The sequence below is a fragment of the Arthrobacter sp. NPDC057013 genome (assembly GCF_042674585.1).
In the GTDB taxonomy this organism is placed as follows: domain Bacteria; phylum Actinomycetota; class Actinomycetes; order Actinomycetales; family Micrococcaceae; genus Arthrobacter.
Window position 1 is genome coordinate 40,124 of record NZ_JBHUSE010000023.1, and the last position, 13,301, is coordinate 53,424.

At 67.0% G+C, this 13,301-nt stretch carries 16 protein-coding genes; 13 read left to right on the forward strand and 3 right to left on the reverse strand.

What is annotated here, in order from left to right; all coding sequences use genetic code 11:
- Positions 1–84 precede the first annotated feature (84 nt).
- The 7 genes from ACFTSA_RS21245 (at position 85) to ACFTSA_RS21275 (ending at position 5,916) form a co-directional block, all read left to right on the forward strand.
- Positions 85–1,203: a histidinol-phosphate transaminase gene (locus ACFTSA_RS21245; protein WP_377953838.1), complete on the forward strand. Its 1,119-nt coding sequence runs from the start codon at positions 85–87 to the stop codon at positions 1,201–1,203.
- A 60-nt stretch (positions 1,204–1,263) separates the two neighbouring features.
- Positions 1,264–1,890, forward strand: coding sequence for an imidazoleglycerol-phosphate dehydratase HisB (hisB, locus tag ACFTSA_RS21250; protein WP_377953840.1), 627 nt, complete (start codon positions 1,264–1,266; stop codon positions 1,888–1,890).
- Positions 1,887–2,624: an imidazole glycerol phosphate synthase subunit HisH gene (hisH, locus tag ACFTSA_RS21255; protein WP_377953841.1), complete on the forward strand. Its 738-nt coding sequence runs from the start codon at positions 1,887–1,889 to the stop codon at positions 2,622–2,624. Before hisB ends, hisH begins: the two co-directional genes overlap by 4 nt.
- Positions 2,625–2,783 carry a hypothetical protein gene (locus ACFTSA_RS21260; protein WP_377953842.1) on the forward strand — a complete coding sequence of 53 codons (159 nt, stop codon included), beginning with the start codon at positions 2,625–2,627 and terminating at the stop codon, positions 2,781–2,783. It abuts the gene before it with no gap.
- Positions 2,784–2,875: 92 nt separating this feature from the next.
- Entirely contained in the window at positions 2,876–3,622 is a 747-nt protein-coding gene (priA, locus tag ACFTSA_RS21265) for a bifunctional 1-(5-phosphoribosyl)-5-((5-phosphoribosylamino)methylideneamino)imidazole-4-carboxamide isomerase/phosphoribosylanthranilate isomerase PriA (RefSeq protein WP_377953843.1), read from the forward strand.
- 75 nt (positions 3,623–3,697) lie between these two features.
- The gene (locus ACFTSA_RS21270; RefSeq protein ID WP_377953883.1) at positions 3,698–4,558 is read left to right on the forward strand and encodes an SseB family protein; all 861 of its coding nucleotides are present in this window, start codon (positions 3,698–3,700) and stop codon (positions 4,556–4,558) included.
- 59 nt (positions 4,559–4,617) lie between these two features.
- Positions 4,618–5,916, forward strand: coding sequence for an MFS transporter (locus ACFTSA_RS21275; protein WP_377953844.1), 1,299 nt, complete (start codon positions 4,618–4,620; stop codon positions 5,914–5,916).
- A 107-nt stretch (positions 5,917–6,023) separates the two neighbouring features.
- Here ACFTSA_RS21275 and ACFTSA_RS21280 read toward each other — a convergent pair whose 3' ends face one another.
- Positions 6,024–6,410, reverse strand: coding sequence for a DUF1844 domain-containing protein (locus ACFTSA_RS21280; protein WP_003798723.1), 387 nt, complete (start codon positions 6,408–6,410; stop codon positions 6,024–6,026).
- Positions 6,411–6,791: 381 nt separating this feature from the next.
- Between ACFTSA_RS21280 and infC the strand changes: the two genes are divergently transcribed.
- From infC to ACFTSA_RS21300, 4 genes are all read left to right on the forward strand, one after another.
- Complete coding sequence (gene infC, locus ACFTSA_RS21285; RefSeq protein ID WP_377953845.1) at positions 6,792–7,883, forward strand: translation initiation factor IF-3; 1,092 nt, start codon at positions 6,792–6,794, stop codon at positions 7,881–7,883.
- 116 nt (positions 7,884–7,999) lie between these two features.
- On the forward strand, positions 8,000–8,194 hold the full coding sequence (gene rpmI / locus ACFTSA_RS21290) for a 50S ribosomal protein L35 (protein WP_003798720.1): 195 nt from the start codon (positions 8,000–8,002) through the stop codon (positions 8,192–8,194).
- A gap of 117 nt (positions 8,195–8,311) precedes the next feature.
- Positions 8,312–8,767, forward strand: coding sequence for a 50S ribosomal protein L20 (rplT, locus tag ACFTSA_RS21295; RefSeq protein ID WP_377953847.1), 456 nt, complete (start codon positions 8,312–8,314; stop codon positions 8,765–8,767).
- Positions 8,768–8,820: 53 nt separating this feature from the next.
- Complete coding sequence (locus tag ACFTSA_RS21300; RefSeq protein WP_377953848.1) at positions 8,821–9,717, forward strand: TrmH family RNA methyltransferase; 897 nt, start codon at positions 8,821–8,823, stop codon at positions 9,715–9,717.
- Positions 9,718–9,957: 240 nt separating this feature from the next.
- On the opposite strand, the gene ACFTSA_RS21305 is transcribed toward ACFTSA_RS21300, so the two are convergent.
- Positions 9,958–10,233 (reverse strand): GlsB/YeaQ/YmgE family stress response membrane protein, encoded by a 276-nt coding sequence (locus ACFTSA_RS21305; RefSeq protein WP_377953849.1) that lies wholly within the window; start codon positions 10,231–10,233, stop codon positions 9,958–9,960.
- Positions 10,234–10,463: 230 nt separating this feature from the next.
- Here ACFTSA_RS21305 and ACFTSA_RS21310 point away from each other — a divergent pair, with 230 nt between their 5' ends.
- Positions 10,464–11,417, forward strand: a complete 954-nt coding sequence (locus tag ACFTSA_RS21310; protein ID WP_377953850.1) for a cation diffusion facilitator family transporter — start codon at positions 10,464–10,466, stop codon at positions 11,415–11,417.
- Between the two features lie 87 nt (positions 11,418–11,504).
- Here the strand turns inward: ACFTSA_RS21310 and ACFTSA_RS21315 are convergent, their stop codons facing one another.
- A complete protein-coding gene (locus ACFTSA_RS21315; protein ID WP_377953851.1) occupies positions 11,505–12,710 on the reverse strand; it encodes an MFS transporter in 1,206 nt (401 codons plus the stop codon).
- A gap of 130 nt (positions 12,711–12,840) precedes the next feature.
- Between ACFTSA_RS21315 and ACFTSA_RS21320 the strand changes: the two genes are divergently transcribed.
- A complete protein-coding gene (locus ACFTSA_RS21320; protein ID WP_377953852.1) occupies positions 12,841–13,299 on the forward strand; it encodes a (deoxy)nucleoside triphosphate pyrophosphohydrolase in 459 nt (152 codons plus the stop codon).
- Positions 13,300–13,301 lie beyond the last annotated feature (2 nt).

Consider the following 13,301-nt stretch of genomic DNA (forward strand, 5'->3'; position numbering starts at 1 on the left):
TTATGCTCCCCGAACCGTATGGTTCCCGGGCGCCGGAACCGTCACAGTTTCCGGCCAGCCCTGCCGGGTACTTAAACTGTCTAGGTGACTGACCAGCTTGAGCGACTGAACCGACTGCCCCTGCGGACCAACCTGAGGGGGCTGTCCCCATACGGCGCCCCGCAGCTTGACGTTCCGATCCTGCTCAACGTCAACGAGAACACCCATGGCGTGCCCGCCGACGTGCGGGCGGCCATCACCGCGGCGGTAAGCGAGGCCGCCACCGGACTCAACCGGTACCCCGACCGCGAATTCACCGAACTTCGGGAAGCCCTGGCGGAATACCTTGGCCACGGGCTCAGCGCGGACAACCTCTGGGCAGCCAACGGGTCCAACGAGGTCCTCCAGCAGATCCTCCAGGCCTTTGGCGGCCCGGGCCGGTCGCTTCTGAGCTTCCCGCCGACGTACTCCATGTACCCGCTCCTTGCCAGCGGCACGGACACTGCCTACATTGCCGGCAAGCGGGCCGACGACTACGGCCTCAGTGCTGAGTCGGCCGCCAGCCAGGTGCGTGAACTGCAGCCGAACATCGTCTTCCTGTGCTCGCCCAACAACCCCACCGGCACGGGCCTGGGTCTGGATGTGGTGGAAGCGGTCTACGGGGCAGGCGAGGCGAGTCAGGCGATCGTCGTCGTGGACGAGGCTTACCACGAGTTTGCCCACGACGGGACGCCCAGCGCGCTCACCCTGCTGCCCGGCCGGGAGCGGCTCATCGTCTCCCGCACCATGAGCAAGGCGTTCGCCTTGGCCGGCGCCCGCCTCGGCTACATGGCCGCGGCTCCCGAGGTGACGGACGCCCTCCGGCTGGTGCGCCTGCCTTACCACCTCTCGGCCGTAACGCAGGCAACCGCCCTCGCCGCGCTGCAGCACCGCGAGGCGCTCATGGCCGACGTCCGGGACATCAAGCGCCAGCGCGACCGGATTGTCGCGGAGCTGACGCGGATGGGGCTGCGGCCCGCGGCGTCCGACTCCAACTACGTCTTCTTCGGCGGCCTGGAGAATCCCCACGTGGTCTGGCAGGAGCTGCTGGACGCAGGGGTGCTCGTGCGGGATGTCGGCATCGCCGGCCACCTGCGGGTCACCGCCGGGACTGAGACGGAAACCACAGCCTTCCTGGAAGCGCTGGAAAGCATCCTGGCCCGGCAAGCTGCACTTCCGGCCTAAACTTGACCATGGACCGGGTCAGGTCCGCCCCCAATCCTTCATCAAAGGACATCTATCACCATGAGCGACACCGGAATCAAGGGTGCCGAGGCACGGACTGCACGCATGGAGCGTGCCACCAGCGAATCTTCCGTGCTGGTGGAGATCAACCTCGACGGCACCGGAGTGTCGGACATCAGCACCTCGGTCCCGTTCTACGACCACATGCTGACGGCGCTGTGCAAGCACTCACTCATTGACATGACCGTCAAGGCCACCGGCGACACGCACATTGACGTCCACCACACCGTTGAGGACGTTGCCATCACGTTCGGCGAGGTGCTGCGCACCGCGCTGGGCAACAAGGCTGGCATCCGCCGCTTCGGCGAGGCGACGGTGCCCCTGGACGAAGCCCTCGCACACGCCGTTGTCGACGTCTCCGGCCGGCCCTACCTGGTGCACGGCGGCGAGCCTGCCGGCCAGGAGTACCACCTGATCGGCGGCCACTTCACGGGATCGCTGACCCGGCACGTCTTCGAGGCAATCACGCTGCACGCCGGCATCTGCCTGCACATGAACGTCATCGCCGGCCGGGACCCGCACCACATCGTGGAAGCCCAGTTCAAGGCCTTCGCCCGGGCCCTCCGCGCAGCCGTCGAGCCGGACCCCCGCGTCGAAGGCATTCCGTCCACCAAGGGAGCACTGTGACCGGCAAAGTATTGCGCGAGGGCGCGATCATCGACCCCTCGGCCACGCTGAAGCCGGCCTCCCCGGAGGGCAAGCCCACCGTCACCGTCCTGGACTACGGGTCCGGCAACGTCCGTTCGGCCGTGCGTGCCCTGGAACGCGCCGGCGCGGAGGTCATCCTCAGTTCCAAGCCCGAGGACGTGCTGAACGCCGACGGGCTGGTTGTCCCCGGCGTCGGCGCCTTCGAGACGGTCATGCGCGAACTCAAGGCCGTTGACGGCATTCGGATGATTGGCCGCCGCGTTGCCGGCGGGCGTCCGGTCCTCGGCATTTGCGTCGGCCTGCAGGTGCTGTTCGAGGCCGGCGTGGAACACGGAACTGAAGCCGAAGGCATGGGGGAGTGGCCCGGCAAGGTGGAGCTCCTGCCGGCCGAAGTGGTCCCGCACATGGGGTGGAACACAGTTAAGGTCCCGGAAGGCTCCCGGCTGTTCGACGGCGTCGAGGGTGAGCGCTTCTACTTCGTGCACTCGTACGGCGTCCAGAACTGGGACTTCGACGTCATCCAGCCCCGGATGGCGCCGCCCCTGGTCACATGGTCCGAGCACGGCGCCCCGTTCATAGCCGCCGTGGAGAACGGCCCGCTGTGCGCGACCCAGTTCCACCCGGAAAAGTCAGGCGACGCCGGTGCGCGGCTGCTCAAGAACTGGGTTGACGGGCTCCGCGGTCCGCACTCCCGGCAGGCGGCGGACGCCTAAATGTGGTCAATTCTCCTGATGGGACTGGCCGGCCTCCTGGTGGGCGGCGGACTGTCCTTCAGGCAGCAGCGTAAGCCGCTCTGGGTCCAGATCGGGTTCTACGTGCTGGCTGCCATGTCGCTGCTGGCCGCCTACCTGCTGACCCTTCCCGGCAACTAATCAAACCAACCCGCCGTGCGCCGCAGCAGATGCCGCGCATGGGAACAGGGCCCGCAGAACTACAGCGCCTACAAGAACTGAGGAAACCGCCGATGACCAGCCAAAACGAGCTGCCGGTACTTGAACTGCTTCCCGCCGTCGACGTCGTGAACGGCCAGGCCGTCCGCCTGGTCCAGGGCGAGGCCGGCAGCGAAACGAGCTACGGAACGCCGCTGGAGGCGGCGCTGAACTGGCAGCAGCAGGGCGCCGAATGGGTCCACCTGGTGGATCTGGACGCAGCCTTCGGACGCGGCTCGAACGCGGAACTGCTGCGCGAAGTGGTGGGCCGGCTGGACATCAAGGTGGAGCTTTCCGGCGGGCTTCGGGACGACGACTCCCTGGAGAAGGCGCTGGACCTGGGCGTCGCGCGGGTCAACCTCGGAACCGCCGCACTGGAGAACCCGGAATGGACGGCACGGGCCATCGACCGCTTCGGTGACCGGATCGCCGTCGGCCTGGACGTCCGGGGAACCACCCTGGCCGGCCGCGGCTGGACCAAGGAAGGCGGGGACCTGTGGGACGTCCTGGGCCGCCTGGAAGAGGCCGGCTGCGCACGCTACGTCGTTACCGACGTGACCAAGGACGGCACGCTGCAGGGGCCGAACGTTGAACTGCTGCGGCAGATGGTGGAGAAGACCGGGAAACCCGTCGTGGCCTCCGGCGGGATTTCCAGCCTCGACGACCTGAAGGTGCTGCGCTCCCTGGTGCCGCTCGGCGTCGAAGGCGCCATCGTGGGCAAGGCCCTGTATGCCGGCGCCTTTACCCTGCCCGAGGCCCTCGACGTCGCTGGCCGCCGCTAAGGCATTGCCGTGACCGAGCAGCAGCGCAATTCCGCGGACGGCGGCGTACCTGGAACGGGCGTACCGGGCACGGGCGTGCCGCCGGCACGCCGGCTGCCCGGTCACATCGAGGCCGCCCTCGCCGGCGCAGGCGGCGCCACTGATTCGGCGGGCCAGCCCTGGGCCGGGCGCAGCCTCGCCGGCGATGACGCCAAGATCCACAATTTCGAGGACGACGACGGCACTGCCGACGCCGGCTACCTCACCGCACTCGCTGCCCTCGTTGCCGGGCATGGGGACGAAGCCGCGGTGGTTGCCTCGCTGGCCACCGCCCGCGTCTTTGTGCCCGTGGTGGCCCAGCTGGCGGAGGAAGCCGAGGGCGCGCACGGCGTGCACGCCGACAAGCAGGCGGACATGGCGCTGGTGACGCTCAAGGCGCCTGACGGCCGGCTCGCCATGCCGGTGTTCACGTCGGCAGCGGCCCTGACGGCGTGGCACGCTCAGGCGCGTCCGGTGGCCGTTTATGCCGCGAGGGCCGCGCTTTCCGCTGTTTCCGAGGGGGCCGAGCTGCTGGTCGTGGACCCCGGTTCGGAAATTACCTTTGTGGTCAGGCGCCCCGGGGTCTGGGCCCTCGCGCAGCAGCGGCCGTGGGTACCTGCTTACCTCGATGACGAGCTGGCCGCGGTGCTTCGGGCCGGTGCCGCAGACAGGCGCGCGGTCCGCGGACTCGAGATCCTTCCCGGCGGGGGAGTGGCCAGTGCCACAGCCGCCGGCGCCCGCGTCGAAGGCGGCGGAGCCGGCCCTGAACTGCGGGTGGTGCTCTACCTGGAGGACGGGCTCGACGCCGCCGCCGTCCAGGACCTTGTTGCCGGCCTCCAGGCCGAGTGGAGCCGGAATGTATTGTTTGGTGAGCGCGTTGATTCGATCGAAGTCAAACTAAGGCGCGCCGCGCAGTAACCGCCGACCGGTGGAGGTCCGTTCCGTTGCTGTCCGGCGGCTGAACCGAGGACCCATCTGTGAATTTCACCCTGTACCGGGAGCTGCTGGCCGTCCGGCCCATCCGACGGCTCCTGGCAGTCGGCATGATTGCCCGCATTCCCCATTCGGCGGCGGGCGTCCTGCTGACCCTGCACATCGTCCTGACCCTTGGCGAGGGCTACGCCGCCGCGGGAACGGCGGCGGCCGTAATGACCATCGGCATTGCGCTCGGCGCACCCTGGCGCGGCCGCCGGGTGGACACCGCGGGCCTGCGCACTGCGCTGATACCTTCGGTGATTTCGGAAACTGTTATCTGGTCCATCGTGCCGCACGTGTCCTACCAGTGGCTGCTGCCGCTCGTGTTCGTGGGCGGCCTGCTGACACTTCCCATTTTCAGCGTGGTGCGGCAGTCCCTGGGGGTGCTGGCGGACGGCGACCAGCGCAGGACCGCCTTCGCGCTGGATGCGGTCAGCACCGAACTGGTGTTCATGATCGGCCCGGCCGCAGGTGCTGTGGTGGCCACCAGCGGCCATTCCGTGCTGGGGCTTACCGCCGTCGGTGTCTCGACGTCGCTGGCCGGGCTCTTCCTGATGTGGTTCAACCCGCCCACCCGCAGCGCCGTCCGCTCCGAACCGTACGATGCGGATGAGCAGGAAGCAGCAGAGGTAGCCGTTGTGGCTGCCGCCCCCGCACACGTGCAGGAGGCAGCGGCTGAGCTCGGCCCGGCGTCTGCGGGCAGCCGGCGGCGGGCAGTCCTGAAGCGCAGGGTGGCCCACAGCTTCGCCTGGTTCACCGCCGGTGTGGCCGCGGTGTTCGCTGTGGCTGCCGGCGCCGGCATGGTGCTCAGTGGCACCGACGTGGGAATCGTGGCCGCGCTGGAGACCGGCGGCCGCCAGGGCGAGATCGGCGTCGTGTTCCTCTTCTGGTGCGCCGCGTCGGTGATCGGCGGCCTCGTGTACGGGGCCATGCACCGGCCTGTTTCCCCGATCCTTCTGCTGCTGGGCATGGCTGCCTTCACCATTCCCATGGGGTTTGCCACCGACACCCTGACCCTCAGCCTGCTGTCGCTGCTGCCGGGCCTCCTTTGCGCGCCGGTCCTGTCGGCAGCTTCCGAGAAGGTGGCCGAACTGGTGGACGAGGCAAGACGCGGCGAGGCCATGGGCTGGTACGGGTCGGCGCTGACCGCCGGTGTTGCCTTGGGGGCTCCGCTGGCCGGAATCTTCATCGACGGCATCGGGGCGGCGGGAGGCTTCGTGTCCGTCGGCGTGGCCGGGGTGCTGCTGTGCGTCGTCGGGCTTGTCCTGCAAGAGCGCCGACGCCGCGCTGCCGCCTCCTGACGCCGCCGCCGGACGGGCCGCCCGGGGCGGTCACCGGCGGTCTCCAGGACAAAAACGGCGGCGAGCCGGCCCCGAAGAGCCGGCCCGCCGCCGTCGAACGTTAATCCTTAGTTCACCGCACCGGTGAACTTCTCACCGGGACCCTTGCCCGGGGGATCCGGAATGATGGATTCTTCGCGGAAGGCAAGCTGCAGGGACCGCAGGCCATCACGCAACGGACCGGCGTGCTGTGAACCGATCTCCGGAGCGGCTGCCGTCACCAGGCCGGCGAGGGCGGTGATGAGCTTGCGGGCCTCGTCCAGGTCCTTCAGCTCAGCGGCGTTCTCCTCAGCGGCCAGGCCGAGCTTCACGGCGGAGGCACTCATGAGGTGCACGGCGGCCGTGGTGATGACCTCGATCGCGGGAACTTCCGAGATGTCGCGGATTTGCTGCGTGACGTCGTCCCCGGCGCCGGGTGCCTGGTAGACGTGTGAATTGCTGTCTGGAGTGCTCATACTGGTAAGCTTGTCACAGACCGACTGGATGTCGTTATTTTGCCGTGTATGAGACCCACTGCCGCAAATGTGCGGTAAGCGGGTATCTTTCTGTAGAATTGATACTCAGTTTGCAAGCGGAGTTCTCTCCCACCCGCGTCAGCCGTTTTCCCTGGAAGGTTCAGGGCAGCAAGGTTGCCGGGTAACGGTCGGGCGGTTCACCGGGCAGTAGTCCAGTGAAGCGCGTGCAGCCCCTGCGGGAGGTGCACATCCGATCTTTGAGGCCTTCGATTGCTCCGGCAATTGGGGGCCTTCTCTATTTTGCCGGTGGAACACCATTACAAACACAGGAGCTTTAACATTAGCGAGCCAAGAATCAATGAGCGTATCCGCGTCCCTGAGGTGCGGCTGGTCGGCCCTGCCGGCGAACAGGTAGGGATCGTCCGCATCGAGGATGCCCTGCGTCTGGCTGCCGAGTCCGACCTGGATCTCGTTGAAGTTGCACCGCAGGCCAAGCCTCCGGTGTGCAAGCTGATGGACTTCGGCAAGTACAAGTACGAAGCCGCAGTCAAGGCCCGTGAGGCCCGGAAGAACCAGACCAACACGGTTCTGAAGGAAATCCGGTTCCGCCTGAAGATCGACACCCACGACTACGAGACCAAGCGCGGCCACGCCCTGCGCTTCCTCGGAGCCGGGGACAAGGTCAAGGCCATGATCCAGTTCCGCGGCCGTGAGCAGCAGCGTCCCGAAATGGGCCTGCGCCTCCTCCAGCGTTTCGCTGAGGACGTGGCAGAAGTCGGTGTCGTGGAGTCAAGCCCGCGCATCGATGGCCGCAACATGGTCATGGTCATCGGCCCGCTGAAGAACAAGGCCGAAGCGAAGGCCGAAGCCCGCCGCGCGACCCAGCGCGCCGAGGCCAAGGCACAGAACGAAGCCAAGGCCGCCGGCCGTGTTGACACCTCAGGTGACGATCAGGCACCGCTGACGCAGTCGCTGGGTGACCTCCTCCCGGAGGGCTTCAAGGTTTCTGCTGACACCGCCGCCGAAGAGGCAACGGCAACGCAGGAAGCTCCGGCCCAGGCTGAGGCCACTCAGGCTCCGGCCGCTGACGCTGAGGCAGCTCCGGCTGCCGAAGCCCCGGCCGCAGCACCTGCCGAGGCTCCGGCACCTGCCGAAGCTCCCGCCGAGCCCAAGGCTGCTGCTCCGAAGGCTGCGGAGCCCAAGGCTGCTGCTCCGAAGGCTGCGGAGCCCAGGGCTGCTGCCCCGAAGGCTGCTGCACCTGCCGCCCCGGCGGCACCCGCTGCGCCGAAGGCCGCCGCCCAGGCACCTGCGCCCAAGGCTCCGCAGGCCGAAGCGCCTGCCCCGGCAGCGCCGAAGCCTGCAGCTGTGCCTGCCCCGCCGAAGCCGGTGGCCAGGCCCGCCGCGCCGAAGCCGGTGGCACGTCCTGCTGCACCCCGGCCCACGCCGAAGCCGGCAGGCAAGAAGACCAACTAGTTCGAAACTGCGGAAGGCATCCCCTTCAGGCAGCCAGCAACCAGCACGCCGTCCCCAGGGCCGGCTGCGCGAAAGACTGCAGACATGTCTGCGGATACGTTAGGAGATCGGTTCCCATGCCGAAGATGAAAACCCACAGTGGTGCCAAGAAGCGCTTCAAGCTGACCGGTACCGGCAAGCTGCGCCGCCAGCAGGCCAACCGCCGCCACTACCTTGAGCACAAGTCCAGCCGCCTGACCCGTCGCCTCGCCGGTGACAAGATCGTCTTCAAGGGCGACGCCAAGGTCATCCGGAAGATGCTCGGCATCTAGTTCCAAGCTCTCTGGCTGCCGCCGTCAGGCAGCAGCCACCCACCAATAAAGCCTTCTCAGGCCAGCCGGATCACCGGCGAAAGATGCTTGGGACAAGAATTCTGAAGGAGTACGCACGTGGCACGTGTGAAGCGGGCGGTAAACGCCCACAAGAAGCGCCGGGTTGTCCTCGAACGCGCCAAAGGTTACCGTGGACAGCGCTCACGCCTGTACCGCAAGGCCAAGGAACAGCTGCTGCACTCGTTTGTGTACAGCTACGGCGACCGCAAGAAGAAGAAGGGCGACTTCCGCCGCCTGTGGATCCAGCGCATCAACGCTGCATCCCGCGCCAACGGCCTGACCTACAACCGTCTGATCCAGGGCCTGAAGGCTGCTGAGGTTGAGGTTGACCGCCGGATGCTGGCCGAACTGGCCGTCTCTGACGCCAACGCCTTCGCTGCGCTGGTCCAGGTTGCCAAGGACTCCCTGCCGGCAGACACCTCCGCACCGGCCGCCAAGGCTGAGGCTGCACCGAAGGCCAAGGCCACCCGTGCACGCGCTGCGAAGAAGCCGGCCACTGCAGCTGCTGAGTAAGCAGACAGCTCCCAGTTCAAGGACCGGTGGCAACAGCCACTAAGGTTTCTTATATGAACGAAACCGGGCGCCCGCAAGACTTTCCACTCTCCAATCCCCGAGCAGATCGGGTGCGGGACGTGGCCAAGCTTGCAGGGCGCCCGGCCCGTTTAAAGCGCCGCCAGTTCCTCGCCGAAGGCCCCCAGGCAGTTCGTGAAGCCCTGGTGCTGCACGGCAAGCGGACCGCGGCCGGCCAGCCAGGGATCGTCCGTGAGGTGTACGCCAGCGAGGCCTGCCTCGACCGGTACCCCGAGTTCGAGGAACTGGCCGTGGGAACCAGTGCCCGGCTTGCGACGGACGACGTCCTCGCTGCCATGGCGGACACCGTCACCCCGCAGGGGATCGTTGCGGTGTGTGATTTCGTGGACGTCTCGCTGGCGGACGTGCTCGACGGCGGGCCACGGCTGATTGCCGTGCTGTGCCAGGTCCGGGACCCCGGGAATGCCGGGACGGTGCTTCGGGCCGCAGACGCTGCCGGCGCCGATGCCGTGGTCCTCACCGGTTCAAGCGTGGACATCTACAATCCCAAGGCCGTCCGGTCGACTGCCGGCTCCCTGTTTCACCTGCCCGTGGTCCTCGGCGCCGACGTCAATGAGCTGGTGGAGCTGTGCAAGGAACGGGGGATCGGCGTACTCGCCGCTGACGGCTACGGGCAACTGAACCTTGACCGGCTGCAGGACGAGAACGCCGCCCGCCGGCTGGGCGCATCGACCGCCGCCTCGGACTACGCACTGGAGAACCCCACTGCCTGGCTCTTCGGCAACGAAGCCCAGGGCCTCTCCGACGACGAACTCGCGCTGGCCGACCACCGTGTGGCGGTGCCAGTGTATGGTGCCGCCGAGAGCCTCAACCTGGGAACAGCGGCCACCGTCTGCCTGTACGCAAGTGCGAGGTCCCAGCAGCCTGCCTAAGCTCAGGAGTTTTTGTCCAGATATCGGCCGCTAAAGGCCCTCCAAGCCGCGATATCTGGACGAAAACTCCATCCGTGGACAGCGGCCGACATGCATGGCTGGCCGTCATACGGGAAGGAGCGGGGACCCACCGTGCTGGTGGGTCCCCGCTCCTGTCTGTTTTTGTCTGTTATGGCCTGGGCTTGCGCTTGTCTATGCGTTTGCGCTTGTCGAGGCCCAGTGCCTGTGATCCTGGCCTTTTTATGGTGCCCGGGTGGCCCGGTTACGGCCGGTGATGGCGCCGTAGATACCTGCGACTACGAGGCCGCCGATGATGGCGAGGATCCAAGTCCCGAGGTCGAAGAACGCCAAGTCACCCTTGCCGAAGAGAAGGCTGCCGATCCAGCCGCCAACGATGGCGCCAACGACGCCCAGAACGAGGCTGGTGACCCAGCCGCCGCCGACCCGGCCGGGCATGACGGCTTTAACAATTGCGCCTACGATCAGGCCGAGAATAATCCAAGCAAGAAAACCCATTGTCTGCTCCTTCATATTCGTCGGGATCGATTCTTATCAGTCCCGATATGGCTTCAAGCTAACACAGGGCGCGTTTCTTTGTCAGCAGGCTTAGTTTTGGCTTTTCGTGCCGCCAGGAGGCCATGTGCGCTGTCTGTTCCGGGCCGGACGGGTACGGTATTTACTAGACGGCGGATCCATCCCGCCCTGTCCCATCCGTTGAAATAACCACGTGAAGAGGTGAGCCTCCCTTGGCTGCAAATGGCGGTACCAAGGCGATTGTCGCGGCGCTGGCCGCCAACCTGACCATCGCCGTCCTGAAGTTCGTCGCGTTCCTGCTGACAAGCTCCTCATCGATGCTGGCTGAGGCCATCCACTCGGTCGCCGACTCGGGCAACCAGGTCCTGCTCCTGATCGGGGGGAAACGCGCCCAGCGGGCTGCCAGCCCGGAGCACCCGTTCGGCTACGGACGCGAACGGTACATTTATGCGTTCATCGTTTCCATCGTGCTCTTCAGCGTCGGCGGCCTGTTCGCGCTGTACGAGGCTTGGGAAAAGATCCAGCACCCGCACGCCATTGAAGGTGACTTCTGGTGGGTGCCCCTGGCTGTGCTGGTGGGTGCCATCGTGGCCGAAGGCTTCTCGTTCCGGACGGCCATCATCGAGGCCAACCATATCCGCGGCAGCCAGGGCTGGATCAGCTTCGTGCGCACCGCCAAGCAGCCCGAGCTTCCGGTGATCCTGCTCGAAGACTTCGGCGCCCTGCTGGGCCTGTTGTTTGCCCTGTTCGGCGTGGGACTGACCCTGCTGACAGGCGACGGCATCTGGGACGGGATCGGGACCGGCATGATTGGCGTGCTGCTCGTGGCGATTGCCGTGATCCTGGCGATGGAGACCAAGTCGCTGCTGCTGGGGGAGTCGGCCACGAAGGACGACGTCGGCCGCATCCGGCGCGCCATCGAGGCGGACGGCACTGCCATCATCCACCTCAAGACCCTGCACCTGGGCCCGGAGGAGCTGCTCGTGGCCGCCAAGATCAGTGTGGGGGCCGGCGATTCCGGGCTGGACATTGCCAAGGCCATCGACGACGCCGAGGCACGCATCCGCTCGGCAGTTCCGATTGCCCGGGTCATTTACCTGGAGCCCGACATCCGCCGTGCAGAGGTGGCCAGCGGGCCCGCCCTTGCCGGCGACTCCGGGGCGTAACCGCCTTTTTGGAAAGTTCAGCGGCCGGCCATACGCGTGTGAGCCGCTGGCCCTGTGCTTCTTGAGCCGCTGGCTCCGTGCTTTTTGTTACGGGGCCAGCGGCTTTTTGCGTTCCAGCAGGCCGCTGAGCAGGGCCACCATCAGGCCAAGAATGGCAAGGACGGCACCCACCAGGGCCGGTGCGACGTAGCCCCAGCCCCGCGCGATCACTGCGCCGCCCAGGAAGGCGCCCAGGGCGTTGGCGACGTTCAGCGCTGCGTGGTTGAGGGAGGACGCCAGCGACGGCGCGTCGGGGGACGCGTCCAGCAGCCGGGTCTGCAGGGCCGGGACGAGCATGGACCCGGCGCCGCCCACCACGAACACCATGAGGAAGGCCGACCACGGCCAGTGCACGGCCACGGCGTACACCACGAGGGCGACGGCGATTCCCGGCAGGACGCGGTAAATGGTCCCCATCACGGACTTGTCCGCGATCCGGCCGCCGACGATGTTGCCGGCCACCATTCCCAGGCCGTACAGGGCCACCACGAACGGCAGCAGGGCGGCGGGGATCCCGGCCACGGAGGTCATCGTGTGGGAGATGTAGGTGTAGGTAGCGAAGAAACCGCCGAAACCGACGATGCCGATGAGGATCGCCAGCCAGACCTGTGCCCGCTTAAGTGCGCCCAGTTCCCTGCGGATGCTGGCGTCTGCGTGCGCCTTCTGGAACGGAACGAACTTCCAGATGAGCGCCAGTGTCACCAACCCCAGTACTCCCACCAGGACAAAGAGCAGCCGCCAGCCAAAGGTCTGGCCGAGCCAGGTGGCGAACGGAACACCGACCACGTTCGCAACGGTGAGCCCCGCCATGACCATGGAAATGGCCCAGCCCCGCTTCGTCGGCGCCACCAGGGATGCGGCGATCACCGCGGCCACGCCAAAGAACGCACCGTGCGGCAGGCCGGCGGCGAACCGGGAGACGAGCATGCTCGCGTAGTCGGGAGCGATGAACGAGGAAAGATTGGCGACGCTGAAGAACAGCATGAGGCCCAGCGCGAGGTACTTGCGCGGCAGCTTCGCGCCGACGGCGGCGAGGACGGGAGCTCCCACGACGACGCCGAGGGCGTAGGCGGAGATGAGGTGGCCCGCCTCGGGAGTGCTGATCCGGAGTCCGGCCTCGACCTCGTTGAGCAGCCCCATCATGGCGAATTCGGTGACGCCGATCCCGAAGCCGCCCATGGCCAAGGCCAGGATGGCGGGACCGATGCGCGTGGCGGCCTTGGGCGTGCGGGGAGCCTGGACAGTGGAAGTCATGTGTGCCTGCTTTTCGAAGGGAATTACGGAGTAGGCCTCTTTGCCACTGATATGTCTGATTTTAACGAGCTTCGCTGCGGGATGGATATTCCGGCGGAAGGCCGAGACCTTGCCCTCATAGACTGGACCGGTGACTGAACTGATCAACGTCGTCGGCGGGGCCGTGCTGGACTCGCTCTCCGCTCCCGCCAGGCTCCTCGTGGCCCGCCGCACGGCGCCTCCGCAGTTTGCCGGCATGTGGGAGTTCCCGGGCGGGAAGGTCGAACCGGGCGAAGCCCCCGACAAGGCGCTGCACCGTGAGCTCCGCGAGGAACTCGGCATCGATGTCGTCCTCGGGGCGGAACTGGAAGCGCCGGGACCGGAAGGCTGGCCCCTTAACGCCAAGGCCGTGATGCGGGTGTGGTTCGCGGAAGTGGCCGACGGCGAACCCCGGCCGCTCGAAGACCACGATGAGCTCCGCTGGGTCAGCATCCGCGAGGGTGACGAAGCTCTCAGCCTGCCGTGGATCCCGGCCGACCTCCCGATTGTCCAGGCGCTGCTTGCCAGCGTTGCCGCCGCGGGCTGTGCCGGCTTCGTGCCCGGGAATTAGCA